At 44.2% G+C, this 26,790-nt stretch carries 24 protein-coding genes; 5 read left to right on the top strand and 19 right to left on the bottom strand.

Translation table 11 applies throughout. From position 1 onward, the window contains the following. Positions 1 to 137 precede the first annotated feature (137 nt). Together ACHZES_RS21145 and ACHZES_RS21140 are read left to right on the top strand one after the other, a co-directional pair. On the top strand, positions 138 to 1,898 hold the full coding sequence (locus ACHZES_RS21145; protein ID WP_395546542.1) for a sensor histidine kinase: 1,761 nt from the start codon (positions 138 to 140) through the stop codon (positions 1,896 to 1,898). Beyond that, the gene (locus ACHZES_RS21140) at positions 1,892 to 2,671 is read left to right on the top strand and encodes a response regulator (RefSeq protein ID WP_154523548.1); all 780 of its coding nucleotides are present in this window, start codon (positions 1,892 to 1,894) and stop codon (positions 2,669 to 2,671) included. Before ACHZES_RS21145 ends, ACHZES_RS21140 begins: the two co-directional genes overlap by 7 nt. A gap of 78 nt (positions 2,672 to 2,749) precedes the next feature. On the opposite strand, the gene ACHZES_RS21135 is transcribed toward ACHZES_RS21140, so the two are convergent. The 5 genes from ACHZES_RS21135 to ACHZES_RS21115 form a co-directional block, all read right to left on the bottom strand. Then, positions 2,750 to 4,153 (bottom strand): FAD-binding oxidoreductase, encoded by a 1,404-nt coding sequence (locus tag ACHZES_RS21135; RefSeq protein ID WP_395546540.1) that lies wholly within the window; start codon positions 4,151 to 4,153, stop codon positions 2,750 to 2,752. Position 4,154: 1 nt separating this feature from the next. Then, positions 4,155 to 5,348: an electron transfer flavoprotein subunit alpha gene (locus ACHZES_RS21130; RefSeq protein ID WP_395546539.1), complete on the bottom strand. Its 1,194-nt coding sequence runs from the start codon at positions 5,346 to 5,348 to the stop codon at positions 4,155 to 4,157. Positions 5,349 to 5,359: 11 nt separating this feature from the next. Continuing rightward, positions 5,360 to 6,148, bottom strand: coding sequence for an electron transfer flavoprotein subunit beta/FixA family protein (locus ACHZES_RS21125; RefSeq protein WP_395546538.1), 789 nt, complete (start codon positions 6,146 to 6,148; stop codon positions 5,360 to 5,362). Positions 6,149 to 6,343: 195 nt separating this feature from the next. Next, entirely contained in the window at positions 6,344 to 6,760 is a 417-nt protein-coding gene (gene mutT, locus ACHZES_RS21120) for an 8-oxo-dGTP diphosphatase MutT (protein WP_395546537.1), read from the bottom strand. 18 nt (positions 6,761 to 6,778) lie between these two features. Next, a complete protein-coding gene (locus ACHZES_RS21115; RefSeq protein ID WP_395546536.1) occupies positions 6,779 to 7,615 on the bottom strand; it encodes an HNH endonuclease in 837 nt (278 codons plus the stop codon). Positions 7,616 to 8,016: 401 nt separating this feature from the next. On the opposite strand from ACHZES_RS21115, the gene ACHZES_RS21110 reads away from it, so the two are divergent. The 3 genes from ACHZES_RS21110 to ACHZES_RS21100 all read left to right on the top strand — a co-directional run bounded on the left by ACHZES_RS21110 (position 8,017) and on the right by ACHZES_RS21100 (position 10,958). Further along, positions 8,017 to 9,378: an MATE family efflux transporter gene (locus ACHZES_RS21110; protein WP_395546535.1), complete on the top strand. Its 1,362-nt coding sequence runs from the start codon at positions 8,017 to 8,019 to the stop codon at positions 9,376 to 9,378. A 544-nt stretch (positions 9,379 to 9,922) separates the two neighbouring features. Further along, a complete protein-coding gene (locus ACHZES_RS21105; protein WP_404820266.1) occupies positions 9,923 to 10,657 on the top strand; it encodes an MBL fold metallo-hydrolase in 735 nt (244 codons plus the stop codon). Positions 10,658 to 10,661: 4 nt separating this feature from the next. Continuing rightward, on the top strand, positions 10,662 to 10,958 hold the full coding sequence (locus ACHZES_RS21100; protein ID WP_395546533.1) for a DUF1330 domain-containing protein: 297 nt from the start codon (positions 10,662 to 10,664) through the stop codon (positions 10,956 to 10,958). Positions 10,959 to 11,300: 342 nt separating this feature from the next. Here the strand turns inward: ACHZES_RS21100 and ACHZES_RS21095 are convergent, their stop codons facing one another. The 14 genes from ACHZES_RS21095 to ACHZES_RS21030 form a co-directional block, all read right to left on the bottom strand. Then, complete coding sequence (locus ACHZES_RS21095) at positions 11,301 to 12,545, bottom strand: CaiB/BaiF CoA-transferase family protein (protein WP_154523533.1); 1,245 nt, start codon at positions 12,543 to 12,545, stop codon at positions 11,301 to 11,303. A gap of 14 nt (positions 12,546 to 12,559) precedes the next feature. Next, positions 12,560 to 13,741 carry an electron transfer flavoprotein subunit alpha gene (locus ACHZES_RS21090; RefSeq protein ID WP_154523530.1) on the bottom strand — a complete coding sequence of 394 codons (1,182 nt, stop codon included), beginning with the start codon at positions 13,739 to 13,741 and terminating at the stop codon, positions 12,560 to 12,562. 26 nt (positions 13,742 to 13,767) lie between these two features. Further along, positions 13,768 to 14,553 (bottom strand): electron transfer flavoprotein subunit beta, encoded by a 786-nt coding sequence (gene etfB / locus ACHZES_RS21085; protein ID WP_038277392.1) that lies wholly within the window; start codon positions 14,551 to 14,553, stop codon positions 13,768 to 13,770. Positions 14,554 to 14,581: 28 nt separating this feature from the next. Then, positions 14,582 to 15,724 (bottom strand): acyl-CoA dehydrogenase family protein, encoded by a 1,143-nt coding sequence (locus tag ACHZES_RS21080; RefSeq protein WP_038277391.1) that lies wholly within the window; start codon positions 15,722 to 15,724, stop codon positions 14,582 to 14,584. Between the two features lie 12 nt (positions 15,725 to 15,736). Beyond that, complete coding sequence (locus tag ACHZES_RS21075) at positions 15,737 to 17,320, bottom strand: AMP-binding protein (protein ID WP_395546531.1); 1,584 nt, start codon at positions 17,318 to 17,320, stop codon at positions 15,737 to 15,739. 40 nt (positions 17,321 to 17,360) lie between these two features. Continuing rightward, positions 17,361 to 18,494 (bottom strand): membrane protein, encoded by a 1,134-nt coding sequence (locus ACHZES_RS21070; RefSeq protein WP_038277389.1) that lies wholly within the window; start codon positions 18,492 to 18,494, stop codon positions 17,361 to 17,363. Between the two features lie 15 nt (positions 18,495 to 18,509). Next, positions 18,510 to 19,628: a 2-hydroxyacyl-CoA dehydratase subunit D gene (locus ACHZES_RS21065; protein ID WP_051834975.1), complete on the bottom strand. Its 1,119-nt coding sequence runs from the start codon at positions 19,626 to 19,628 to the stop codon at positions 18,510 to 18,512. Then, positions 19,628 to 20,866, bottom strand: coding sequence for a 2-hydroxyacyl-CoA dehydratase subunit D (locus ACHZES_RS21060; RefSeq protein ID WP_038277388.1), 1,239 nt, complete (start codon positions 20,864 to 20,866; stop codon positions 19,628 to 19,630). The genes ACHZES_RS21065 and ACHZES_RS21060 overlap by 1 nt, the downstream gene beginning before the upstream one ends. A 15-nt stretch (positions 20,867 to 20,881) precedes the next feature. After that, entirely contained in the window at positions 20,882 to 21,652 is a 771-nt protein-coding gene (locus tag ACHZES_RS21055; RefSeq protein WP_038277387.1) for an acyl-CoA dehydratase activase, read from the bottom strand. 330 nt (positions 21,653 to 21,982) lie between these two features. Continuing rightward, positions 21,983 to 22,681, bottom strand: coding sequence for a GntR family transcriptional regulator (locus tag ACHZES_RS21050; RefSeq protein WP_038277440.1), 699 nt, complete (start codon positions 22,679 to 22,681; stop codon positions 21,983 to 21,985). Between the two features lie 252 nt (positions 22,682 to 22,933). Next, a complete protein-coding gene (locus ACHZES_RS21045; protein ID WP_395546529.1) occupies positions 22,934 to 23,878 on the bottom strand; it encodes an NAD(P)-dependent oxidoreductase in 945 nt (314 codons plus the stop codon). A gap of 41 nt (positions 23,879 to 23,919) precedes the next feature. After that, the gene (locus tag ACHZES_RS21040; protein WP_395546528.1) at positions 23,920 to 24,762 is read right to left on the bottom strand and encodes a nucleoside phosphorylase; all 843 of its coding nucleotides are present in this window, start codon (positions 24,760 to 24,762) and stop codon (positions 23,920 to 23,922) included. A 47-nt stretch (positions 24,763 to 24,809) separates the two neighbouring features. After that, the gene (locus ACHZES_RS21035) at positions 24,810 to 25,727 is read right to left on the bottom strand and encodes an ABC transporter permease (RefSeq protein WP_395546527.1); all 918 of its coding nucleotides are present in this window, start codon (positions 25,725 to 25,727) and stop codon (positions 24,810 to 24,812) included. Positions 25,728 to 25,731: 4 nt separating this feature from the next. Then, on the bottom strand, positions 25,732 to 26,790 hold the full coding sequence (locus tag ACHZES_RS21030; RefSeq protein ID WP_395546525.1) for an ABC transporter permease: 1,059 nt from the start codon (positions 26,788 to 26,790) through the stop codon (positions 25,732 to 25,734).

Raw genomic sequence — 26,790 nt, 5'->3', positions numbered from 1 at the left:
TACCTAATCAAAACAAATATTGTAATTAAATAAACCGTGTTTTTGTGTTCAAAAAACCGTATTTGATAACAGAACCCTTTTCAATCGGTTTTTTTTTGTGTATAATTTTCATTAAAAGGTGGTCGGAGGAAAATAGTATGGTCAAAAAGCTTAAACCCATGCTACGTGATATGCGTTTTAAAAACAAACTTATACTAATCACTACAGTGTCGGTTATCACCGCCGGAATCGTTGCCGTCGTGGGGTCTCGGCTTATGTTAAACACTTACAACAAGCTGCTTTATGAGCAGGCGACGTACTCCCTCAGCCTGGTATCGGTCAATATCTCCTCTGAGCTTGACAAGCTTGCCGAGTTTTCCAAAAGTCTGGCTCTTTCCAAAGCATTACAGGAAGATTTGTACATATATAATTCCATGCCTGACGGATTTGACCGCAGTACCGCTCACAAAAATATTAACAAGCTATTTTATCGCTCGAGTGCCGACAACATCATTTACCTGTCCGTACTTACTCCGCAGGGGCGGCAGCTTGGCTGGGGCAGAGACTCGTCATCGGAAGATCCTCGCATTTTTGACCGCGCCAAGGAAATGTGTGACCAATATGACGGCGCACACCTGTGGTTGTCCACAGGGCGCAGCGATGGCAGCGTTCTGCTTTGCCGCAAGATTAAGCGTGTGGAGGAATTTTCGCTGGAAAACCTCGGCTACCTGATGATTCGAGTCGACCTCGGCCGCGTTATTGGGCATGTTCTTTCTTCCGACAACCGCTTCAGTCATAATTTTGCGGTATCGATTTATGACGAAAATGATCATCTCATCTATCCTGCCAGATCAAATACAGAAAAGGACGCTGTTCCTCTCCCCACCAATAAGTCTACTCCTTACAGCATCGTCACCGTAGACAACCAGCGTACCTTCCTTGTGGGAATACATCTGCCACAGGAAATGCAAAATTGGAGCCTCGCATTCAGCGTGCCTTACGAAGAGATATTCAGCAACATTGTCACCAGCAACATTCTCTATATTTTCTTTCTATTGCTGACCATACTGCTGCTTATCCTTATTGCATCAGCCGTTACAAAGAGCGTTACCGCGCGCTTTAACGAGCTGGTAATCAAAATGCAGCGGCTACAGTCTGGCAACTTTGAACTTTTGCCTTCCACCGCCCCTCTTAGCAACGACGAACTGGGACTTCTAAGCCGCTACTTTGATGAGATGATTGTCGAGTTTCGTCACACCATCGAAGACAATTACGTCAAGGAACTTCTTATAGCACAGGCTCAGCTAAAGGCGCTGAAACAGCAGATAAACCCTCATTTCCTGTACAATACACTTCAGTCCATCAACTGTCTTGCCCGTAACAATGGCAATAACAACATTGTTGTCATGGTTGATGCTCTTGCAAACCTGTTGCATAACAGCCTTAACGGCGACGAAGACGTAATCAGTATACGTCAGGAACTGTCCATCGTGGACAGCTACGTGCAAATTCAACAAATTCGGTTCGGCGACATGCTAGAGGTCAGCTTTGCAATCGACGACGCAGTACTGGATACAAGGATACCTAAAATGACAATCCAGCCACTGGTTGAAAATGCAATCGTACACTCGATGGAGGAGCTTGTAGATGTAATCCAAGTTACCGTTCGCGGCTATTTGAAAGATGGTAACGTATACATCTCTGTAGAAAACAACGATACCGAAATTGACGAGAATATTATCGAACACCTGTACAGCAAAAAGGCCACCCCAAAAGGCAACGGCATTGGGCTGTGCAACATCGACTTACGGCTCAAGATAATCTTTGGCGAGGCTTTTGGGCTATCATTTAGAAACACTGCGGAGGGTGTAGTGGCCACCGCAACCATACCATATCTCATGGAGGACACCGAATGTTAAAGATGATTATTGCCGACGATGAGCAGCTCATACGGGATACCCTATCTCGTCTGGTCGACTGGGAGGCCATGGACATCAAGCTTGTCGCCTGCTGCAAAAACGGGCTAGAGGCTCTTGACGCTATCGTCGACGATGCCCCCGATATCGTGATGACCGACATCTCCATGCCCGGACTAAGCGGACTGGAACTTATTACCAAGATTCAGCAGATCGATATGCAAATCGAGTTTATCATCCTGTCAGGATATAGGAAGTTTGAATTTGCAAAACAAGCCCTTGAGATGGGTATAAAGCATTATCTTTTAAAGCCCATAAGCGAAGCGCTGATTATCGATGCCGTACAAAAGGCAAAGGACGCCTGTATGGTTCGCAAGCCTCCCGAGCCTGAGCCCTACGAAAAGTCGGGTTCGGCAAATGTAGACCGTACAAAAGCCTATGTAAGGGAAAATCTTGCAGACTCCAACCTGTCGCTCAAGTGGATTGCACAGAACCTACTGTTCATGAATGTAGACTACTTAAGCCGTCAGTTTGTTACTGAGACAGGTGAAAAATTCTCAGCATACCTTAACCGCATGAGGATGGAAACAGCAAAAAAACTGCTTATACACTATGGATCTGGTAAAATATATAAGGTTGCCGAGCAGGTGGGCTGTGGTAATAATCCACAGTATTTTAGCCAGGTATTCCGCAAATACACAGGCATGACTCCCAGTAAGTTCATTGAGCTAAAGAAAGCAAATGAAGGGAATTACTTTGCAAGAGAAGAAAAATAAATTTTAGCTATTTAAAAGGAGCTTTAGCCTTATGGATTTGTATTTATCCATAAGGCTAAAGCTCCTTTATTCAATCCATTACATTTGAGCAATCTTATGAGGATTTAAAATATTATTAGGGTCAAACACCTTTTTTATCCCGTTCATCAGAATTAGATTCACCTCAGGGAGAGATTCCCTAAGGTAAGGCTTCTTAGCAAAACCAATGCCATGTTCTCCGGACACCTGACCTCCCAGCTTCCTGGCCTTATCATAAACCTTCTCCATCGCTTTGCTCATACGTTTTTCCCATTCTTCGTCGCTTAAATCATCTTTCAGCATATAGGCATGGAGGTTCCCGTCTCCCGCGTGTCCGAAACTCTTAATCCTTAGCTCACACTCTTTCTGCAAGCTATGCAGATAGGTGACCATTTCATTGACAGAGCTTCTTGGAACGACCATATCAACCTCATCCATATAGGTGGTAGAACCTTTGATGGCTTCCAGGAATGCTCCCCTGGCCTTCCAGATGGAATCTTCTCTCTCCTCCGTATCAGAAATCAGAACATCTAAGGCACCCTGTTCCAGGCAGAGCTTTGCGACACTATCATATGCCTTTTCAATTTCTTCTACCGAATTTCCGTCAAATTTCAAGAGAAGATAAGCGTCTGACTGTTTATCCGGAAATGCCTTTCCTAAATACTGCTCTGCATCAATGATAACTTCCCGCTGCATGAATTCAATGGCTGTGGGAATGGTCTTTGATTTGACAATTAAAGGAACCGTATTGATTGCATGATCTAAGGTAGGGAACGGAATCAGCAGGCTGATCACCATCTTGGGGCGGGGAATCAGCTTTAACGTGGCTTTTGTAATAAAACCAAGAGTTCCCTCAGATCCAATCATTAAATCCTTAAGGGCATACCCGGAGCTGTTTTTTACGACTTTACCTCCGAATTCCGTAATCTCTCCATTTGGAAGAACAACTTCCAGGCCCCTTACATAGTCACGGGTTACTCCATATTTCACGGCGCGCATGCCTCCTGCATTGGTGCTGATGTTCCCCCCAATGGTAGCAGATTTTTCGCCCGGATCCGGCGGATAAAACAGATCATGTTCTTCCACGAAAGCAGAAAGCTCCATAAGCAGAACACCCGGCTCCACCGTAATGGTAAGATTATCCTCATCCAGCTCCAGTACATGATTCATTAGCGTGGTATCTATCATGATTCCGTGTTCCATGGCTACAGATGACCCCACCAGGCCGGTACCTGCGCCTCTTGGAGTCACGGGTATGACATGTTCATAAGCATACTTCATAATCTTAGATATCTCTTCTGTTGATTTTGCTTTCACTACAATGTCAGGATAGCTGCTGGTACCGCTTAATTCATCATGGCTGTACTCTTCATTAATAAAATCACCGATCAGTATTCGCTCCTCATCTGGAATAATACTTTTTATGTAAGCAATATCAACTTTATCCAGTTTTTTATATTCCATATTATACTCCTTTCTTCTCCTTTATCCTTGCAATCAGTTTCGGGAGAATTTCGTAGAGATCGCCTACCAGACAATAATGAGCTGACTTGAAGATCGGCGCCTTGGGGTCTTTGTTGATTGCAAAAATGGTATCTGAATGGTTCATGCCAGCCACAAACTGGATGGCACCGGAAACTCCACAGGTGATGATTAACTTCGACCGGACAGTTCGACCGCTTAATCCAATCTGATATTTTGCATCCAGCCAACCGGATTCTGCCATTGGTCTGGTGCATGCTACCTGGCCTCCCAAAAGATCTGCCAGTTCCTGAAGCATGCTTAAATCCTCTTCTTTTTTCACTCCTCTTCCGGCAACCACCAAAACTTCAGAATTTTCAATAAAGGTCTCCTTCTCCTTTGGCAGAATATCAATGACCTCCACATGACAGACAAGCTTTTCCTTATCGATATCACAATTCACGATTTCTCCCGACTTTACCTCCGAGCGGGCAGGGGCATTCATGATCTTATACCGAACGGTAGCGATCTGAGGCCGATGGTTTGGAGTTTTGATATGAGCCATTATATTGCCGCCAAAGGCTGGCCGGATCTGGGATAAATCCGTATTTTCATTCATTTCCAAAATGGTACAGTCCGCAGTCAGACCGGTTTTCATTCTGGCAGCCACTCGAGGCGCAAGCTGACGTCCTACGGTGGTCGCTCCTACCAGAATGGAAGAAGGCTTGACTTTTTTGATGAAATCTTCAAAGACTGATGTATAGGACTCTATATTAAAACGAGCCAGCTCCTCCTTATCATATAGGTAAACTTTATCAGCTCCGTAATGGAGGATTTCTTCACTTTTTTCACGGATATCTTTTCCCATGAACAGAACAGATACCTCCTGCCCGGTAACTGCCGCCATCTCCTTTGCCTTTCCAATCAGTTCATAGGTAACCGGATGAATGGCGCCATCGACATGGTCTGCGTAAACAGCAATTCCCTTCCATTCGTCTTTGTTGATCTCAGCTTTTATTACGTCCTCCACATACTCTACTGCGCCCTCAGGTCCCTTTTTTACACATAGGCGGCACATCTTGCAGGCAGCATTTACAATAACATTTCCATCCTGCTCCTCCAGCGCTCCAAAGGGACAGATTTTTATCAATTCCTGATGATCAGAAATTCTCTCCTGATGTATGATTAACCTTGCCATTTCTTCCCCTCCTAAACAAATTTCAGCTCTTCCATCTTGTCAAACAGCTTTTTCGCAAGCACATCTTCCGACTCATCCCACACTTCCTTTTTATTGTTTGTTTCCGGAGGGAATATCTTCTGTACCTGAGTGGGTGATCCGTTAAGACCGTAATTCATTTCGTCCTTATCCTTCATATCATCAAGGGTTAGAATCTGAATCGTTCTGTCCTTTGTTTCTGATTTTTTAACATAGGATGGGAGTCTTGGCTGAAAGATATCTTTATCCACTGCTAACAGGCATGGAAATTTTACTTTAGCCACCTCTACTTCATCGGGAAGATCCATATCTACTGTAATTCCGTCTTCTTCTAGCTTCCGGATTCTTACGACATTGGATACGCTTGGAAGACTTAGCCACTCCGCTATTTCAGGCCCCACCTGCGCAGTGTCCCCGTCTGTGGTCTGCTTACCGCATAGAATTAAGTCATACTCTCCCATTGCCTTAATTCCCTGTGCCAGGGTATAGCTGGTCGCAAGGACATCGGCTCCTCCAAAGCGTCTGTCTGACAAAAGCGTTCCATGGTCTGCTCCCATGGAAAACGCTTCTTTAATGACCTGCATGGCCTGCGGAGGTCCCATGGAAATAACATCAACAAGGCCTCCCGTTTTCTCTTTGATTCGAAGGGCAGTTTCAATGGCATACAAGTCATAGGGATTCATCTTGGAGGCCGCTCCGTCTCTTTTTAACACGCCTGTAACAGGATCTACCTCAACTTTATTGCTGTCAGGTACCTGTTTGATGCATACAAGGATTTTCATTTTTTTCTTCCTTTCCTAATAAACCTTACTTCCAACACTATGCTCTGAGTGGGTATTTTTACTAGTAGTAACGCCTAGAGTACTTGACGCAACTAGCCAAACCAGACTGATGCCGAGGTTTTCAGCCGTCCGAGCCTGCAGGTTGTCGGAAGCTTCCGAACTTCAGAAATACACAAAAAGCTTCAATGTATTTTTCTATATTTTTATTACGAGCGATTCAAAGTTACAATTAACATTTATTAATTCTTCAATCACTCCTTTATCGGCCGGTAACCATTCCACCTTATCCAACTCTTCTTTGCGTAACCATTTTGCTGATTTATGCTCTTTTAATATTAGAGTTCCTGCTTTTATTACACATAAGAAGCAATGCATTGTAAGATGAAACTCTGGATAATCATATTCAACCGTTTTTAACTTAGAGCCGATTTTAATAAGCACATCCAATTCTTCATTTATTTCACGAATTAATGCCTGTTCTGCTGATTCATTTTTTTCGATTTTTCCACCAGGAAATTCCCAACCATTTATGAATTCACCGTAGCCTCTTTGCGTTGCTAAAATTTTATTTTCATTTATAATTATAGCGGCGGACACTTGTATTGTTTTCATTTTATGCTCCATAAACTTCTATTTAAGAATTTCCCGCTCATATGAAAGCAGCCGCTTCAAGCGATCCACATTTTGTGCAGCAATACCTTCCAATATAATCATATCTGTCTCATCATTTAACACATGCATCCTTCTATGACAATTAGGACATATTGCAACAACATTATCGATTGTATCCGATCCTCCATCTGCCAATCTTATCACATGGTGTTCTTCTAGATACGGTTCATTGTTTTTATCTTTAAAAGGAGCCTCAGCTTCACAATACTGACATTGTCCTCTAGCAATACGTTTAACCATTTCTTTTAAATATGGATCACGATAATAAATTATTGTTTCGGCTTTTTGTGGACCCTTATCTGCCCGACTCAATTCTGACTTTCTAATCAGCTCCGTATTTGATAATTTTACTATTTCATCTTCTGTTGTAATTGCAGTTTCTTCTACGATTGGCTTAACTGGAAATATCCAAACCTTTCGCAAATTGCCATTATTATCAGGCTGCATCGACTGATATGGTTTATATGCCAGCTTAACAATACCACGATATGTATAAATAGATTTATCCATTACTTCAAACAAATGTACGTCTATTCCATTTGTATCAGAGTAATATAATGTGCTATTTTGATTGCCTTCTAAAATTTGATCACCTAATTTACCCATGCCCGTATAATGTAGTACACCATTCTTCCACGCATCACGATATAAGCCTTTCGTATCATCAGATATAATTACTAATGTCCCTGTTTTTTTTGATCGACGCATTCCCCCCATATTACCACATTTAAATAACTCCCTCATTTCATTATTGGTAAGCTTTTTACCAATAAATATTCCTGGATCGAATCCCATTTAATCCCTCCTACGCTACGGTATATGATACACGAAAAAGCCGGGTCCCCCCCCCACTGATTCTTGTATAATTAAGGCTTATCTACTTAAGTATAATCTGCCTTATATTATACCTTATTTTCCGTCTTTTGTAAAAAAAAGACATTCCATTCTATGAAACAAATAATCTATTATCATATAGAACGATATACTTGTTTTGACATAGACTCTATAATTATTCATTATCTTGGATATGTATGCCACAGATTAAAATCTACGTAGTCTATTTCTTCCTTAATGTAAGAAAATAATTACTCTAGCAAAAGTTTACTTGACTTTCTTTTTTTCCAAGTGTATATTTTAATTTTGTACGGTACTGTCCGAAAGCATTACCGCAAATCTACTAATCAGGTGAATCGACCATGCAATCAAACTTTTTAAAACAAAGCACCGAGCAGAGGCGGGATTTAATTCTTAACGGACCCGTTTCTGCGACCATATTATTTCTTTCCGTCCCCACTCTCATGATGGGTCTTATCCAATCCGCCATACCGGTCATCGACGGTCTGTTTCTTAACAATCTCGTAGGAACCCAGGCGGCAAGTGCCGTTACTTACTGCACCCCCATTGTAAATATGATCTCGGCCCTGGCTCAGGGAGTGAGTGTTGCTGGAATGGCTATTATCGGGCAGTCCAATGGAAACGGCGACTTTAAGCATAGCCGGAAGATTTCCACTCAAATCATCGTTTTTACCTTTTTGCTGGGATTTATTCTGGCGCCTTTGCTAATTGCTCTCGCTTTTCCCATATCCGCCCATGTAAATGAAGAGATTTCCCACGATGTCTTTGTATATCTTGCATTGAGCGCCTGTGTGACGCCTTTTTCCTTCATGGAATCTATTTATAATTCCATTAAGAATGCCAATGGCAAGCCGGAGGATACTTTTGTCCGAATGGTGATCATGCTGATTTTAAAAATTATTTTCAGTGCCCTCTTTATTGTTGTTTTTCACTGGGGTCTTGTAGGTTCCGTCATGGCTTCCCTGGCATCTAACTTTTTAATTACCGGATGGATGTACTATGAATTATTTTTAAAGAAAACAGGAGAGCGCTTTGTCCTGAAAGGCTTCCGGTTTGACTGGACCATCATCAACACCCTTTTGCGCATAGGCTTTCCTGCCATGCTTTCCAGCCTGATGCTAAACCTGGGATTCTTCCTCATCAACAATGAAGTGGAAAAATACGGGGCTGTTGTTTTAAACGGGCAGGGAATTGCCAATAACATTACTTCAATATGCTTCATACTGCCTTCATCCTTCGGTTCCGCCGTCACTACCATGGTCAGTATGAACGTGGGAGCAAACCAGCCGGAAAAGGCAAAAAAGGCCTGTTTGGTGGGCTGTGTCATAAGTGCAATCACTGCTGCCCTTTTGATTGCCCTGGTCGTTCCTCTGTCTTCTAAACTTACGGTGTTATTTACCAGGGACACCTCTGTCCTTGCCGTGGCGAACCAGGCGCTTCATATTTATACCTATTCCGTGATCGGATTTGGCATCTGTATGGTCCAGCAGGGGGCTTTTATCGGACTGGGAAAGACACGGATCACTCTCTTCATCAGCTTGCTGCGGGTATGGCTCTTGCGGTACATATTTATATTGGTAACGGAGCAATTTCTAAGCTTTTATTCCGTATTCTGGGGCAATCTGTTCTCCAATTACATGGCCGCCATTATTACTACCATCCTGATTTTCAGGATTAAATGGGTTTCCGACATAAACTACTGATAAAATGGTTTATACAGACCCACAGCAAAAAGCTTGTACGATATTCTCAAAGAATCTTATAAAAGCAGAAAAGGTGCACCCTCCCTTTTCTGCTTTTATTTATTCAAAGACGGATTAATTTTTCTTTGGCCTAAAGGTTCTGAATTGTAAAATAATCCTTAATTATTCACCAAATCATCTGGGGCCGACAATGTTGTCGTGACCGCACTGGTATAGTCCCGGCTCTTGCTTACAAAACGAGACTCTCTTTTTACATTCGCCCCCTCTTGTCCTGGCCATCAGGCCAAAAATTGTATTCGAAACATATAAGGTTAAATTCGGAACAATGATACAACTGCCTATTTTTTTTGCGTTATAATACTATATATAACATACGAGCATTTAGTGAACTGTTCTGATAGCGAGCTTCTAAATTATTTTTATAATAGGAGGTTATACCTATGCAAATTAATGAAAAACTGCACAGAATAAAAATAAATTTTAATGTTACTAAAGAAGAGAGCGTTTTGTTTATATTTACTTAATTGTGTCCAATTATATACATTTGATAGATACAGGAGTTGCTGGCACTGAAAAAACAATTCAAGAATATTTAAAAAGCATAGGTAGAAATATCAGTGAGGTGAAAAGTGTTTTACTGACACACTCACACCCCGATCATATTGGAAGCGCATACAAAATAAAAGAATTGTCGAACTGCAATGTTTATGCATGTGAAGCAGAAAAAGAGTGGTTCGAAAACATTGATAAACAATTTGCGGAGCGTCCAATTCCTAACTTTTATACCCTCCTCAATAAATCCGTCGTTATTGACAAGGTGATAAAAGATAGTAATGTTTTAAAGTTAGAAGATGGCATTACCATTAAAGTATTTGATTCAAAAGGACATTCCGCTGGTTCATTATCTTTTCTGTGGATTGAACAAGGTGAATTATTTACAGGTGATGCGATACCGGTTATCGGGGATATACCTATTTATATTAGCGTAAACGATTCAATTGAGACACTTAAAAGATTGCTTTGCCATAACGGTGTCAAAAGATACTTATCTTCTTGGGATGATATTTACGATGAAAAAAGCGGAAAAGAAAACATAAAAAAATCTTTGGATTATCTTGTTCAGATTAATACTATGGTGAAAAAAATTTATAAAGGTTCCAATAATAAGAACATGGACGAAATATATATACAAGTTTGCTATGCACTTGACTTAAATCATCTAATACATAATCAATTATTTAAAAATAGTATATATGCAAATATAAATGAAATGAGGTAATAAGGTGTCCGTTTACTTTATTGTTAATACTAAAATATCAGATTTAAGCAAACGCAAACAATATGATGAATATATTGTTAAAGTGAAACCTATTGCTGAAAGTTTTGGCGGCAGATATATTGTTCGTAGCGAACAAATAACTGCTTTATCCGATTCTTGGAAACCTGACCGTGTAATTGTTATAGAATTTGCCTCTAAAACTCAAATTTTAGCTTGGCTTTCTTCACCACAGTATAAGGAGGTTTCAAGCCTTCGGGTGAACTCAGTTGAAAGTGAGGCGATAATCATTGAAGAAGATTAAGTTCGATGCGTTTAACATTATTTATATAACATGCAGAAGTTAAAATAGCTATAATTATGCAAAATGAGCATGACACTTTTTTTATTTGTTTACTAATACTGATGATGATAAATTCTAATCCATGCTCACTTGCGGAATGAAATATTAGCACATAAAGTCTTTTCTGCCTTATCCGATGGTGGCGTTGTATTAGGTGAATTGAAAACAAATCCACCGCTAAAAGAAAAAATGGCGTAGCTTTTTAAGCTACGCCAAACTTCATTATATATCGTTTTACTAAGAACGGTCTGCTGCCGGCTTTTTTGATAGCCGGAAAGAGTAATGGAATATCCAAAGACAAATCTAGTTCTTCCTCTCATCCTTCCACACATAAAGGATGCCCTTCTCCTGAAACTCCTTGATATCCTCTTTGCTATACCCCAGATCTTCCAGGATTTCCGGTCCCTGCTCTCCGATTAAAGGACCGCCATTGTACTCAGGAACGCCCATCTCCTGGAATTTGACCGGCGGTCTTACCAGTGTGCGTACGTTTCCATTGTCGTACTGCATTTTATAGAAGCAATCGTTAGCCCACGCCTGCTCATCTTCCAGAATCTCTTCCCAGGACTGGGCAACGCTGAAAGCAATGTCATGTTCCTTTAAAATCGGTACCCATTCCTTGGCTGTTTTCTTTTCCATTGCTTCCATGCAGATGTCATAAACCGCTGTGCCTAAGCCTTTGGTCTGAAGGTTCTGGATTGGGAAGTAATTCTCATTTTCCACCAGATCATCTCTGCCCAGAGCTTTCATGAACTGCTTATAGTAGGTGTTATAATCAGGCATACAGGTCTGAATGAATCGATCATCCTTAGTTCTCCATGCTGCATTAAAGGGGTTGGCACTCTCCCGTATGTTAATAGGATATTCTCTTGCCGGGCCGTCATAATTAGCTGCCTGGATCATCATTCCCATGTTATAGACTGCCGTCTCAAACAGACTTGTCTCTACTTTTTCACCCTGTCCGGTTTCTTTTGCATGGTATAATGCCGCAAGGATTCCTGCTGCAAGGTTCATGGCCACGTTATGATCTCCAACTCCGGGAACCACATTCATTGGAACAGTTCCTTTCTGACGGAGGGAATGAAGATAGCCTCCTCTTGCAAAGAACGCTGTGAAATCAAACCCAGGAAGGTCTTTATCCGGGCCGTATTCACCATAACCGGTTACCATGGCGTAAACCAGCTTTGGAAATTTCACCTTTAATGTTTCATAGTCCAGCCCTGCCCGTTCAAGAGCCTGGACTCTCCAGTTAGTAATAAGAACATCCGCATCCTCCAGAAGCTTAAAAAATGCTTCTTTGCCTTCGGGTGCCTTCATATTAAGAGAGATGCAGCGCTTGTTTCCATTTTCTAAGTCCCAGGTCGTATTCTCATACATATCCAAAGGCCTTCCCTCTGATGGAGCCGTATGTCTTAACGGATCTCCCTTGGCAGATTCGATTTTAATGACATCTGCTCCGCAGTCAGCAAGGAAACGTCCTGCACCAGCCGCTGCGATAAAGGTTGCCAGTTCCACTACTTTAATTCCTTCTAACAGTTTCTTTCCCATATTAATACCCTCCTTTATTTGTCCAATGCTTCTATAAGCGCAGGGATCACCTGATTAAAATCCCCTACGATGCCGTAATCGGCCACTTCAAAGATCGGAGCTGCCGGGTTTTTATTGATTGCAATGATCTGCTCTGAGTTCTGCATACCTGCCACATGCTGAATAGCTCCGGAAATACCGCATGCAAAATACAGCTTCGGACGTACCGTTGTTCCGGTCTGCCCCACCTGATAGGAATGGTCGATCCAGCCTGCATCAACGGCTGCACGGCTTGCTGCAACGACGCCGCCCAGCTTATCCGCCAGTTTCTTTAACAGTTCAAAACCTTCGGCTCCGCCAAGGCCCATACCGCCGGATACAATGATCTCCGCATCCGTTAAGGATACCGCCTCTCCTGCCTGCTTTACCACTTCAAGGATGCGGGTTCTTATATCGTCTTCTTCAAAGCTTACAGAAAGAGGAATGACCTGTCCTTTCCGGCCTTCCTGCCTTTCGGCTTTTTCCATAACTCCTGGACGCACGGTAGACATCTGAGGCCTGTGGTTTGGACAAACGATGGTTGCCATTAAATTTCCGCCAAAGGCCGGACGGGTCTGCTTGATTTTCTTATCCTCTACATCAATCTCCAGCTTGGTGCAGTCGGCAGTCAGCCCCGTATTGCAACGTACAGCCAGACATGGACCTAAATCACGGCCGATGTGAGTTGCTCCCAAAAGGACAATTTCAGGCTTATGGGATTTGATCGCATCGTGAATCACAGCCGTATAAGCGTCGGTGCGGTAGGATTCCAGTTCTTTATGATCCGCAAGATAAACTTTATCCGCTCCATATTCAAACAGTTCATCTGCAAGTCCTTCCACATGGTTTCCGCATAATACAGAACAAAGGCTGCATCCAATCTCATCTGCCAGTTTCCGACCTTCACCCAGAAGTTCTTTTACGACCGGCATGAGCGCTCCTTCTCTTTGTTCCGCAAATACCCATACATCCCGGTATTCCGATAAATCAACCGTATCCTTTGGCTCTTCTGACTTTTCTATTGCATCAAACGGGCACTTTTCCACACAAACACCGCAGCCGGTACAGGCAGTACCGATAACAGCCAGTTTATTTTCCATTGTAATTGCTTCAAACGGGCAATTCTTTACACAGATCGAACAGCCCCTGCATTTTTCTTTTATTACATTTACTGCCATATGAACCTTCCTCCTTTTCCTGGGTCTTAAAGATAATGCTTTTCTTTCAGTTTTTCTGTCAGCTGCTCTGTCATTTCGGTCACTGTTCCGTCAAGCATCTCCCCTTTTCCCTTTGGAGCAGGAGTAAAGGAACGGAAAACCTGGGTAGGAGAAGCGTTTAAACCGCAGTCTTTAGGATCCAGTCCCACATCCTCATGATTCCATACGGTAACTTTTTTTGCATATGCATCCATGATACCGCCTATGCTCATGTAACGAGGCTCATTCAGCTCTTTTACCGCAGTAAGAAGACAGGGCATCTGAACTTCCAGAATTTCATATCCGTTTTCCATCTGCCTTTGTACGATCACCTTTTCTTCGCAAAGTTTAACATCCTGAACATAAGTCACAACCGGAATACCAAGTCTCCAGGCTACCTGAGGGCCAACCTGGGCCGTATCTCCGTCAATGGCCTGGCGTCCTGCGAAAATAATGTCGTAATCTCCGATTTTATCAATGCCGGCAGCAATGGTCGTGGAGGTAGCACAAGTATCGGCTCCTCCAAAAGCCCTGTCGCTTAGCAGATAAGCCTCATCCGCTCCCATTGCCAGGCATTCCCTTAACATATCATCAGCCTGAGGCGGTCCCATGGTAATGACGGAAACCGTTGTTCCAGGCCTTTCATCTTTTATTTTCAATGCCTCTTCTAAGGCATTTGCATCATCTGGATTTAAAATGCTGGGAACTCCGTCACGGATCAATGTACCCTTTACCGGATCGATCTTTACTTCATTGGTATCCGGCACCTGTTTTACACAAACCAAAATTTTCATCGTTTTCATTACTCCTTCCGTGTAGTCATTATTTCTTAAGCAGTTTTCCGGAAATTACCAGCTGCTGGATTTGTGAGGTACCTTCGTATATGGTAAACACACGGCAATCCCTGTACATACGCTCAATCTTGTAATCTTTGATAAATCCGTAACCACCATGGATCTGAAGGGATTTTGAAGCGATTTCGTTGCAAACTTCAGAAGCATAATACTTTGCCATAGAAGCTTCCATGCTTGCAGGCTGATGGGTATCCATTAAGTAGGCAGTCTTATAAACCAGCTGCTTTGCTGCCTCCAGCTTAGTCGCCATATCTGCGATCATAAAGGCGATTGCCTGGAAATCCCCAATCCGTCTTCCGAACTGTTTCCGTTCCTTTGCGTATTTAATGGCCTCGTCCAAAGCCCCCTGGGCAACTCCGATGGACTGGGCTGCCACTCCCATACGGCCGGTATCCAGAGTCTTCATGGCATTTATAAAGCCCATGCCCTCTTCACCAAGAAGGTTCTCTGCCGGAATCCTTGCATTATCCATAATGATGTCGCTGGTGGCACAGCCGATAACGCCCATTTTATGTTCCGGCTTTCCACAGGAAATTCCAGGAGTGTTTTTCATGTCTACGATAAATGCGCTGATTCCTTTTGTTCCCTTTGTCATATCCGTCTTTGCGTAGACTACTGCATAATCTGCAAGAGGGGCCATGGTGATAAAGGTCTTTCTTCCATTCAATATGTAGAAATCCCCATCCTTTACCGCAGTAGACTGCATACCGCCTGCATCGGAACCAGCTCCCGGTTCCGTTAAAGCAAAGCAAAGCTTTTTCTTACCGCTGATCAATGAGGGAAGATATTTTCGTTTTTGTTCCTCTGTACCGGATAATAACAGAGGGCCTCCGGAAAGGGAATTAGGGGAAGATACATAAATGCTTGCAACTCCGCTGACTCTTGCCATTTCCTCCATTACCAGCACGTAACAGCGGGCATCACCGCCTGAACCTCCGTATTCCTTTGGCGTCTTAATGCCGAAAAATCCGGCCTTTCCCATTTTGTAAAGGATTTCCTCCGGAAATGTCCCGCTTTCCTCAACCTCATCGAGGATCTCATTGGTCAGTTCTTTTTCTGCAAACTCTCTCGCCAGTTTCCGAACAAGCTCATGCTGTTTTGTAAAATACATGTTGTTTCCTCCTTAACCTCTTTTCGCTAGCCGTTTCTCGACTTCCTGCCGTAACTCATGGACCATAACCTTTCCGCTGATGTTAAAAGGAAATGAATCAAATCGATAAACATATTTTGGAACCTTATAATCCGCCAGGTTCTGACGGACGTGTTCCTTAACCCTTTCTTCTGAAAATTCTGCCCCAGACTCCATGATAATACAGGCAGCGATTTCTTCCTGAAGAACCTGGGCATCAACTCCTATTACCTTCACATCCTTGATTCCAGGAAGCTCCAGAATGCAGTTTTCAATTTCCACCGGCGCTATGTTCTCACCGCCCCGGATAATCATCTCTTTTTTTCGTCCGGTTATATAAAGATAGCCATGTTCATCCAGATAACCGCAGTCCCCGGTATAAAGCCAGCCCTCCTCATCCAACGCGACTTCTGCTTCATTCGTTTTGTTGTAATAGCCCTTCATGATATGATATCCCCGGGACTGGATTTCTCCCACACTTCCTGTCTTAGCAACCCTCTTTTTTCCTTCATCCCAGATTCTTAATTCCGTATAAGGAATCTTTTTTCCTGCCGTAAGGGCCTTTTGGCAGATCGGATCCGAATATCCGGTTATGGTAATTGCAGGGGAAGACTCGGTCTGCCCATAGGAAGGCTGCAAATGCTCCATCTTCAGCTCTTCACAGATATGGAGATAATCTGACGGGTGAATGGCGGAACCCGCAATAATTCCGCTTCTTAGGGAACTTAGATCGTATTCTTTTCTCCTGGTGTTCTTTACCATAGCAAGGAACATGCTGGGAACACCGTTTAGAATGGTGCAGGAATTTTTCTGTATATTTTCCATAACTCCAATGGACTTATAATACTGATTGATATAAATTGCCGCTCCGGCATGGACAGCGGACAAAATGCCCGCTGTGATGCCAAAACAGTGAAACAGGGGGACGGATAAGCACATGCGGTCACTTTCGTTCCAATGCATGGAACGCACCATTTCGGCTGAATTGTTGACCATGTTTTCGTGGCTTAACATCACTCCTTTTGGAACACCGGAGGTACCAGAGGTAAAAAGTATATTTGCGGTATCCTTTGAGGATAAGTTCTGTTCTATATCTTTTAAAAGCCGTTTCTCTTCCTCCCTGTTTTCCCCCATTCCACAGCAAGACAGATGGTCCAGGGAAACAATCCCCTTTAAGAAGGTGTCCGGACAATCCAGCCCTGCTTTTGATATGACCGGTCTATAATCCGCATTGTTGCAGCCCTTTCCATAGAACAGATAGTCTGCATCTCCTTCTTTTAATACCCGGTTCAATTCCTGTTCCTTATAGCATGTATTGACCGGGAGCACAATTGCCCCGGACTTCATAAAAGCAAAATACGCCATGATCCATTCCGGGCTGTTAATCCCCCACAACGCGACATGTTTTCCGCGCGAAATTCCTCTTCTTATAAAGTCAGCTGCCCAAAAATCCGAAATTTCATCCGCCTCTTTCCAGGAATAGCATCGATCCTGGTAGCAGATTCCTGCTCCATTCGGCGTAAGAACAGCTCTTTTATGAAGCAGTTCTCCGATTGTTTCTGATAAAAGGCCTGTCATATTCATTCTCCTGCTAACCTCTGCCTCATATTTCTGTAAGTTATTTCTCGACTTTTCCCATCGCTTCTCCGATCATTCGGATCAGGAACGGAACCAGTACCACCACAATGGTTACATAACCCAGGTATCCATATCCTACTTTTACCAGGGGAAGAAGTCCAAACTGGGCAATGGCAAATGCAAGAATGGTACATAACAATGCGCAGATTAAGGTTTTTGCTGAAGGCTTTCCGTCATTTCTTCTTTCCTCCGGCTTTTCAAGTGCAACTACAACTCTCTGAACTGCTCCGGCAATCATATTAACCGCCGTTGATACCGCTCCTAAAATAATGAGTATGGAAATCATAGGATTCATGAAGCCGGCTCCCACTCCGCCTTTAATCAGTGTGATTACCGGAAGAGGATCTTTGGATAAATCCGGATTAGTCGCTACTGCCATAATTCCTAAAGTGGAAAGCATAATCAGTCCGGAGTTTACGATAAATCCGTAAATCATACTGGTTCCGGCTTCCTTTTCTGATTTAAATGATTCCGCATGCTGGTATAACAATCCGATGGAAGCCAGCTGGAAGGAACCATATATAAAGCAGCTCCAGAGGGCCGGACCAGCAGGTGCAGGATTAGCTCCTAAAGTCTTGATGTTTCTTACGATATCACCCCAGCTGACAATAATGTTCGGTATGTACACGATCAAAAGACCAGCTATGATAATGACTGACAAAGTAGATGCCGCTTTTCTTACAAAATCCGTTCCGAAAATGGTTACAAAAAAGATAAACAAACCTATGATCAAGGTACAAGCCATATATGGGATTCCAGTAAGGGACTGCATGGTGGAACCTCCGGTCGCAAAGGCAACAGAGGGAGCCAGGCACAGCAATAATATGTATACAAGCTCATAAAGGTTGGAAAAAATTGGAGCGAATTTTCCGTAAAACTTATTGTTAAAGGTTCTGTAATCATAAGCGTCATGAAGCTTTGCAAACCGGAGACCATACCACTGGAACACCGCTCCGATCGCCTGAGCCAGAATCGGGGTAATAAGCGCCCAAATACCAAATGCAACGAAATACTGGACCAGCTGGGCACCTGATGCAAACCCACCGCCAAACTGTGTTGTAAACCATACGAAAGCAACGCCCACGGCTACCGGCATTTTATTTTTATCGATCATATCCTTCTCCTCCTGTTAAAGCATATCTATAAATGCTTCCATCATCGTTCCTGCTTGCTCGTAATTTACCATCTGCCTGTCTACTTCTATCTGAATGATAGGAATTCCCGCCTCAGCACAGGCTTTTTTCACCATTACATAATCAAATTCTTCGGGGTCACAGAATTTCGTTAAAAGAACGACCACACCTTTTGCTTTGTATTTCTTTGCCAGGTCAACGATATAACCGGCTCTCTTCTTTTCCGGATCGTACAGGACAGAACAATGATCCATCCGGGAAAACTTATCTGCAAGTCCTTCCAAAGATTCCAATTCCAGGTTGACATCTGTACGATACTGTCTGGATTCATGGGCAACATCATCTGCAGCAATCTGCAGTCCATGTTCGTCAAAGATCTTAAGCAGACCATCGCTGTCGGCCAGGATTCCGGTGGTGATCACCTTGATTTTGCTTTCCTTCTCCTCTACCTGTGACAAAGCCTCTATCAGCTGGCTTACCAGTGCTGTATGTTCTTCCTTTCGCATGAAATGAGCACTTTTAAAAATATCTCTTCTCTGGACTGCTGTGATGGAAGGATGCTGTTCTAAAACCTCTGCCAGCTTTCTCATTGCCGCATTATGTTCATTGTAAATCTCATTGGACTTAGCCAGGGAAGCTTCACTGAATTTTTCACCGGTTGCTGCCTCTAAGTCTCTGATCACACGCTCGTAGGAGGCTTTGGTAAATTCTTTTCCTGACTCCGGTTTCCGATTCTGGGGATAAGTCATTGGAATAAATGGAATGTCTTTCACCGCATATTTCCAGTTCTGTCCCAAACACTTTAAAGAGTCACAGAGAGAAGGAATCACGATGGCAGAAATGCCTTTGTATTCTCCCCTGATTCCCAGCTCCAGAATGCTCTGCATGATGGAACAGATAAACGCAGGGAAATATCTTTTAGACTCTTTCAACTCAATATCCGCTCCCCATGCTCCCATAGGAACAAGCCCCATAGAGTGGATCAATTCTTCCGGAGTATAGACAGGAACACAAGCCACAACCTTCTTTCCCTGCTCCAGATAAGCATTCAGCTGTTTTTTTGGTGAACATGCAATATCATGAAAATTTTCTAATAATTCATTCAAAGTTGCCATCAGTCTTTCCCCCCTTTGTTGGATTCCATGATTTCCGTCAGCCCCTGAACTCTTGTTTCATACTGGGCTTCTGAGAAGTTCCGAGGGTCTGCCTGATCACCGTCAAATGAGGTGACTGGTATCTGACAGTCCTCTCCGATCTGGCGGCTCATCTCATACATGAAGCCGCTCCAAAGTTTACAGGAACGGTTGGTATGAACCAGAAGCCCCTCTGTATTGGTCTTCTTTACAATGGCCTCTCTCTTATCTCTGGCATGCTCTAAGTTCATGGCATTAGGCACGTTGCAATAGGCACGGATCAGACCGTCAAAGTCATCGTAAATAAATCCAAAGGCATCCGCATAAATGGTTGCCACCATGTTGATTCCACGGGACTTAAGGCCGGTAGCCGTTGTCCTTAAATGAGGCCAGCAGGCAATCCCTTCAAACATAATCCTGTATTTTTCTTCTGCACGGAAGGTACTGGTTCCCTCCTCCACTGCCTTTTTATATTCCTCCAGCAGGGTTTCAAAAGCTTCAGCCGCTTCCACGGTTCCTCTGGCACAGACGGCAACCGCCATATGATTAAGCAGGTCAAAACCGTTAAGAGGAGAAGGAGTATATTTGGTATAGGCTGTAGCCTCCAGCCATGCTCTGGAAGTCCTGTTTGAGATTTCCATGATCTCCTTGAATTTTTCATCGCTCCATTTCTTACCGGTGATTTCCTCCAGCTGTTCAATAGCCGCAAGGAACTGGCTTTTTACATATGCTACCTGGGCATCTGAAACCTCGTAATCAGGATTAAATGGAATGTCAATGAGAATCAGCGGAATATTAAGCTCTTTTGCAATGTTCTCATACCATTTGATCATGCAGTTACAGATATTGTTGCAGCAAAGTACGAAGTCCGGAAGAGGCATGTTCTGCTCCGGAGTTTCTCCCACCATCATATGTGCCAAACTGATTCTTGCATAAGCACAGATGTCATTGGAATAACCTTCGGCCTCCGAAATTTCACACAGCCTCTGTCCGGCTCCTCTTGCCGCAATGGCCGCTGCCTGATTCTCGGGATAGCACACTTTGATGCCCAGGGTCTGGAAAATTTCCTGAGGAAAATTGCTGGCGCACCAGCCGATTTTTTCTCCCCTGTCCTTTGCCTCCTGGACCTCCTTGTAATGCTTTGCCACGATCTCGTTCAGCTTAAACTTAGCTGAATTGGGATCAACGGCAAATTTTGGTTTTTTTTCTCCTTCACCCATGAAAAATTCCTCCTTTTATGATTTATCATAAGCGTAAAGCGCCGCTCCTAAAGCACCCATGAGCTGGGCCATTGGTGAATAGGTAATATTTAGACCCAGCTCCTGCTCCATGGCTTTTCGTACCCCGCCATTTTTTGCAACGCCCCCGCTCATACACACGGTTTCTTTCACACCGACCCGTTTCGCCAGAGCTGCTACCCTGCTGGCTACAGACTGGCAGATGCCGGCAACCAGATCCGGAATCTCAACTCCGTTTGCCAGCTGGGATATAACCTCGGATTCAGCAAACACCGTACAGGTACTGGATATTTTGACTATCTGCTTTGACAGGGCCGCCTGCTTTTCTAAATCCTCAATCCTCAGCTGAAGGATTCCAGCCATGACATCCAGAAACCGTCCGGTTCCTGCCGCACATTTGTCATTCATCAAAAATTCTGTCATGCGCCCGTCTGTCCCCAGAGAAAGTACTTTTGCATCTTGTCCGCCAATGTCGATGATAGTCCGCACTTCCGGGAGCAGATGATGGACACCCCTTGCGTGGCAGCTCAGTTCACTCATCTCTCCATCGGCATTCTTTAGCAGCTTTCTTCCATAACCGGTAGCATAAACAGATGCTATCTCTTCCGGTCTTAAGTTCCCTTCTGCAAGTACTGCCTCAATCGCCCTGCCCGGACCGTCGGTTCCTGTCCCGGCCTTAATCAGGGAAGTAGCCAGAATCTCCTGTCCATCTTTCAGAATGACCGCTTTGGAGGTGGTAGAGCCTATGTCAACTCCTAATGTGAACATGGTTTTTCCCTCTCTTTGTTTAATTTTTAACAATAATTAGTAAAAAATATATATGTATACATGTATACAAGTTGGTATTTGAAAAAGTGTATCCTTGTATACAAGTCGGGGATAAAAATTAAAAATGACACAAGATACACTTTTTCATGCATAGATTATCAAATTTTGTCTATTTTGTCAATAACTTTTTTAAGTACATGATATTAATTCGTTATTTTGTGAATCCTAATTCAAGCGATGTTCTTCGCCTTCCTCCTTTCAAATCGTCTAATTTGTGTCAATCTTTTTCCTGAAAGCAAATAACGGCTGCTTTCATACGATCCAGCCGGATTAAATGTTTACGAAATACTGAGGATACCGTTCCTTTGCCTTAGCTTTAATTTCAGATATGGTTTCCAAATGATCTGCCATGGCCTGCTGGGCTTTTATAAAATCACCGCCCTTGATCTCTTCAATGATTTTCCGGTGCTCGTCAATTAAATGGGGCATCCTTTTACCAAGTGCCACATCGAAATTACGCCATCTTGTAATGTGGAGCATTAAATCCTCCAGCAATTTTATAAGATTATACCGTTCCACACTTTCTGCAATGGCCCGGTGAAATGCCGAATCCAGTGTTTGAAATTCCAGGTCATACCCCTCCATATTCCGATAAGCCTCCTGTTTTTCCAGATTATCCTCCAATTCTTTTACCAGTTTTTTAATTTTCTCATCGTCCCTCTGGGATAAGAGCTCATAAAGTTCTTCTTTTTCCACGGCAGTCCTTAAAATCAATAAGTCCCCGATTAATTTTAAATCGATCAAGCTTACATAAGTTCCTCTTTGGGGGTACACCGTAAGAAGCCCAAGCTGATTCAGCCTTGCAAAGGCATTGCGGATGATGGTTCTTGACACCCCGTACTCTTCCGCCATTTGATTTTCACTGATTCTTGTTCCAGGTTCTAATTCCAGCTTTAAAATACGTTTTCTGATATTGAGGAAAACGTAATCAGCAGAAACCGGCTGGCTGTTACTATTCAAATAATTCATATTCTGTTCCTTCATTCCTTATTCCTGTTTTCTTGTTATGGGTCGATTATACTCTTGATTACAGTTTTATGTCAATTCGTTTCTTTTACACCATATGACTATCATCTTCTGCAACGGAATCATATATTTGGGGAAGTAAATTAGGCGATTCTATATCAGGCAACTACCATGTCTGATAAATGGATAAAATAAAGAGGGGTACTATTACCCCTCTTCGATCTTTTCCCTTGGTTTTTACTGTTTCCGGATCTCTCAGCTTACTACATTCTTAGGGTTCCCGTCAATCCAGCGCTTTACATTCTCAAATGCAATCTCAACACGCTTTACCATTGATTCGGATGTAGCGAAGGCTACATGAGGTGTCAGCAGCGTATTCGGTGCCTTCAAAAGCGGGTCATGCTGCGGTACCGGCGGCTCCATATCAAACACATCCAGCGCTGCTCCCGCAATCAGTCCTTCATTAAGCGCCTGTGCCAGGGCTGCATTATCCACCACCGGTCCCCGGGCAGCATTGACTATAACTGCAGTTTTCTTCATCTGCTCCAATGCAGCTCTGTTGATCAAGCCTTTCGTAGACTCCATTAGCGGAACATGCAGGGACACAATATCACTCCTCTGCAGCAGTTCCTCAAAACCGACCTCCTCCACGCCCTCCATCGGTGACGAGCCGACGCTATAGGTGATTACACGGCATCCGAACGCCTGGGCCACCTTGGCGACCGCCCGTCCGATAGCACCGAGGCCCACGATGCCGAAAGTCTTTCCTTCCAGCTCAAATCCGATGAGGCCGTCCTTTGTTTTACTGCCACGGACCGCCTGATCACACTGCGGAATACGGCGGTACAGCCCAATCAAGCTTCCGAATACCAGTTCCACGACGGCGGTGGTGGCATAGCCAGAACAGTTGCACACGGTAATATCATGTTCCCGGCAATACTCCATATCGATATGATCATATCCGGTAAATGCGTCACAGACCATTTTCAGATTTGGATTTTTACTCATGATCTCACGATTATAGGGGATGTTTGAAATCATGACAATGTCCGCGTCACCGGAACGTCTGATCAGGGATTGTTCATCCTCCTTCCGGTCCGGATAATAATCAATCTCAATCTCCGGTCCCAGGACTTTAGCCGCACACTCTAACAGCACCTCTTTGCTTACACCCAACGGTTCTACTACAGCACATTTCATATTGTTTTCTCCTTCTATTTTCAATCATTATGTTATTTTTATCACCGGTTCAGCAGGGATGGGAAGAAATGACTCTTTCCCGCCGCTTCCTTAGCCAAATCCCACTTATGCAGGATTTGCATGGCCAGATTCGCTACCTCGATATTTTTATCTGTGGTATGATCATGATACGAAAAATCATTGAGGACCCGGTTCGCAATCACGGTAAACACCGCTCCTGCACGCATCTGGTAGATGCGGCTGATGGTAAACACAGTGGCCGCCTCCATCTCAAAATTCAATACTCCTGCGGCCTTCATATCTGGCAGGATCTGCTTCATATAGCTCTGATTATAACCGCCCACTCCTGGCCGACCCTGGCCGCAGAAAAAGGATGCAGCCGTGTATCCGATTCCAACATGATACGGATATCCCAGCTGTTCCGCCGCCTCGATCAGCGCCAGCGTTACTTCATAATCCGCACATGCGGGATATTCCGGCAGAACATAGTCGCAGCTGGTGCCTTCCTTGCGCACTGCCCCGGTACAGATGATCAAATCACCTGGCCTGATATGTTCCTGGATTGTGCCACAGGTTCCCACACGAATTAGCGTATCACTTCCGATTTCCGCAAGATCCTCAAGCGTACTTGCCGTGGAGCCACCGCCGGCTCCGGTGGAGCAGGCTGAGATATCGGTATCCCTGATTTTTCCCGTATAGGTAACATGTTCCCGGTAATCCGCCACCTTATGCGCACTGTCCCAGACGGCCGCTATCTTTTCCACCCGTTTGGGATCACCCGGCAGAAGCACATATCTGGCCAGATCACCTTTTCCACAACGTATATGATACTGCTTTCCCTCCTCGTCAGTCGGGCGGGAAGCATTCTCCCATTCACTAACCATAACAGACTCCTCCTATTCTTGAATATATCATGTACTTAAGCACGTTCCTATGAATCATGAAATTTTCCGACTCCCGCCGGTGTATGAGAACGGCGCACCCCAAAGGCTATCACTACTAAAGTAAACAGATATGGGATCATCCGCATCACTTGGTTCGGCACTCCACTGTCCTGGAAAATCACCTGAAGGGAGTCAAAAAATCCGAAGAACATGCTGCCAAGCAGAGCTCCTATCGGATTGTACCGTCCAAAGGCGTTGATTACCACGGCGATATAACCCCGTCCGGCAGTCATTCCATCGACAAATAAGTCCAACTGGCCAATGGACAGGTAAGCACCGCCCATCCCGCACAATAATCCGCACATCAGCACACCAAAATATTTATAACCCGTCACATTGATGCCGACCGTGCTGGCCGCCTGTGGATTCTCCCCCACCATGCGCATTCGCAGCCCCTTCGTGGTCCGAAACATAAAGACATAACCAATTATGATAAAGACCACCGATAAATAGAACAGCACATTCTGCTGATTTAAGATGTTCCCGAGCACCGGTATCTTATCCAGTGCATCGATTTTAATTGGAGAAAATGCGCTGACCCTGGAGGAACTGTTGCGTTGCTGCCAGATCAACTGCAGGATCAGGGGTGATATCGCCAAACCCAGCAAATTGATACACATACCGCTGATGGTGGCGTTTACCCGGTATGTTACATGCATTACTGCATGCAGCATGGAAATAACACCGCCCGCCAGAATTCCGCCTAACAGCCCCAGCCAGGCACTTCCGGTATAGTAAGATACAATTACTGCAAACAGCGAGCCTGATATCATCATGCCCTCACAGCCCAGGTCACTGACCCCCGCACGCATGGAAAACGCCGCCCCCGAAGATGCAAGAACCATGGGTATGGACATTCTTATGGTAGAGATCACAATCAATAAAATCAAATTAGACGTTTCCATCACTTTATACCTCTACCTTTCTCTTCATCCGATTGGGAATATCTAAAATTGCGCGGACCATACGGGGAGCGGCTACGAACATCACCACCAAAACCTGGATCACATCAACGAATTCTATCGGAATCGGCGTCGTCCGGTTCAGTGTGATGGCCCCTGCCTTTAAAATTCCGAACAGGATCGCCGAAGGGATAACCGCAACGGGGTTATAGGCGGCCAGCGCTGCCACTGAGATCCCGGCAAATCCGTATGAAGCGGAGATTCCCTCGACGAAGCGAAAGTTTGTCCCCATCACCAGGGCGCTTCCGCACAAACCGGCCACCGCTCCTGACAGGGAGAAGGTGATCAGCTGAATTTTGGAGGTGTTAATACCGGCGGTGTCGGCAGCGGTAGGGTTAAGCCCCGTCACATTCATCTCATATCCGAAGATTGTTTTCTTAAAGATAAAATGAACCATCACCGCCAGCAGGATTCCAAGCATAAGCGCAGTGGTAAGCTGGGTTTTTGGGATCAGCTTACTAAGCCTTGCCGTCTCTGCAATCATCTCCGTCTGGGGCTGCGGGCTGCCGTCAGGCTTTAGCGGTCCGTTGGCAAGATATCCGGTAAACAGGATAAATACTTCATTGAGCATCAGGGATGTGATGATCTCACTGGCTCCGAATTTCACTTTTAAGAAAGCTACTAACAGCGCCACCAATCCGCCCATCACCACTCCGGCAAGCAGTGCCAGCGGTAAGTGCAGCATTCGGGGAAGTCCTGCCAGATAAACGCCTATGACAGCACTCCCAATTGCACCCATATAAAGCTGTCCTTCCGCCCCGGTGTTGATCATCCGCACCTTATAGGCCACGGCAAAGGCCAGTCCTGTAAAGAGAATGGGGGTGGCCTGGCTCAGGGACAATGCCAGTCCCTTGACCGTCCCCAGGGAATACCCGAATATGGCGGCGTAACTCTGGATTGGAGAGTAACCTGCACTCCAAATGATCAGCGCTCCTAAAAGCAGGGAAAAGAAAAGGGCAAATACAGATGTGGGTAATGCTCCGGAAATCCACTTATTATTTTTCAT

Origin of the sequence: Lacrimispora sanguinis (assembly GCF_044987295.1) — a bacterium.
Classification (GTDB): domain Bacteria; phylum Bacillota; class Clostridia; order Lachnospirales; family Lachnospiraceae; genus Lacrimispora; species Lacrimispora celerecrescens_B.
This window is presented reverse-complemented; position numbering and strand designations above follow the sequence as displayed.

Bases quoted from the DNA above. Each gene is read 5' to 3' on its own strand.
- ACHZES_RS21110 (WP_395546535.1), top strand. From the start codon at position 8,017: ATGCAATCAAACTTTTTAAAACAAAGCACCGAGCAGAGGCGGGATTTA.
- ACHZES_RS21040 (WP_395546528.1), bottom strand. From the start codon at position 24,762: ATGGTTAGTGAATGGGAGAATGCTTCCCGCCCGACTGACGAGGAGGGA.
- ACHZES_RS21035 (WP_395546527.1), bottom strand. From the start codon at position 25,727: ATGGAAACGTCTAATTTGATTTTATTGATTGTGATCTCTACCATAAGA.
- ACHZES_RS21135 (WP_395546540.1), bottom strand. From the start codon at position 4,153: ATGGAATATAAAAAACTGGATAAAGTTGATATTGCTTACATAAAAAGT.
- ACHZES_RS21070 (WP_038277389.1), bottom strand. From the start codon at position 18,494: ATGATCGATAAAAATAAAATGCCGGTAGCCGTGGGCGTTGCTTTCGTA.
- ACHZES_RS21060 (WP_038277388.1), bottom strand. From the start codon at position 20,866: ATGGGTGAAGGAGAAAAAAAACCAAAATTTGCCGTTGATCCCAATTCA.
- ACHZES_RS21045 (WP_395546529.1), bottom strand. From the start codon at position 23,878: ATGAAATGTGCTGTAGTAGAACCGTTGGGTGTAAGCAAAGAGGTGCTG.
- ACHZES_RS21080 (WP_038277391.1), bottom strand. From the start codon at position 15,724: ATGTATTTTACAAAACAGCATGAGCTTGTTCGGAAACTGGCGAGAGAG.
- ACHZES_RS21140 (WP_154523548.1), top strand. From the start codon at position 1,892: ATGTTAAAGATGATTATTGCCGACGATGAGCAGCTCATACGGGATACC.
- ACHZES_RS21095 (WP_154523533.1), bottom strand. From the start codon at position 12,545: ATGGGAAAGAAACTGTTAGAAGGAATTAAAGTAGTGGAACTGGCAACC.
- ACHZES_RS21125 (WP_395546538.1), bottom strand. From the start codon at position 6,148: ATGAAAATCCTTGTATGCATCAAACAGGTACCTGACAGCAATAAAGTT.
- etfB (WP_038277392.1), bottom strand. From the start codon at position 14,553: ATGAAAATTTTGGTTTGTGTAAAACAGGTGCCGGATACCAATGAAGTA.
- ACHZES_RS21145 (WP_395546542.1), top strand. From the start codon at position 138: ATGGTCAAAAAGCTTAAACCCATGCTACGTGATATGCGTTTTAAAAAC.
- ACHZES_RS21065 (WP_051834975.1), bottom strand. From the start codon at position 19,628: ATGGCAACTTTGAATGAATTATTAGAAAATTTTCATGATATTGCATGT.
- ACHZES_RS21075 (WP_395546531.1), bottom strand. From the start codon at position 17,320: ATGACAGGCCTTTTATCAGAAACAATCGGAGAACTGCTTCATAAAAGA.
- ACHZES_RS21050 (WP_038277440.1), bottom strand. From the start codon at position 22,681: ATGAATTATTTGAATAGTAACAGCCAGCCGGTTTCTGCTGATTACGTT.
- ACHZES_RS21130 (WP_395546539.1), bottom strand. From the start codon at position 5,348: ATGGCAAGGTTAATCATACATCAGGAGAGAATTTCTGATCATCAGGAA.
- ACHZES_RS21115 (WP_395546536.1), bottom strand. From the start codon at position 7,615: ATGGGATTCGATCCAGGAATATTTATTGGTAAAAAGCTTACCAATAAT.
- ACHZES_RS21055 (WP_038277387.1), bottom strand. From the start codon at position 21,652: ATGTTCACATTAGGAGTTGACATAGGCTCTACCACCTCCAAAGCGGTC.
- ACHZES_RS21030 (WP_395546525.1), bottom strand. From the start codon at position 26,790: ATGAAAAATAATAAGTGGATTTCCGGAGCATTACCCACATCTGTATTT.
- mutT (WP_395546537.1), bottom strand. From the start codon at position 6,760: ATGAAAACAATACAAGTGTCCGCCGCTATAATTATAAATGAAAATAAA.
- ACHZES_RS21090 (WP_154523530.1), bottom strand. From the start codon at position 13,741: ATGGCAGTAAATGTAATAAAAGAAAAATGCAGGGGCTGTTCGATCTGT.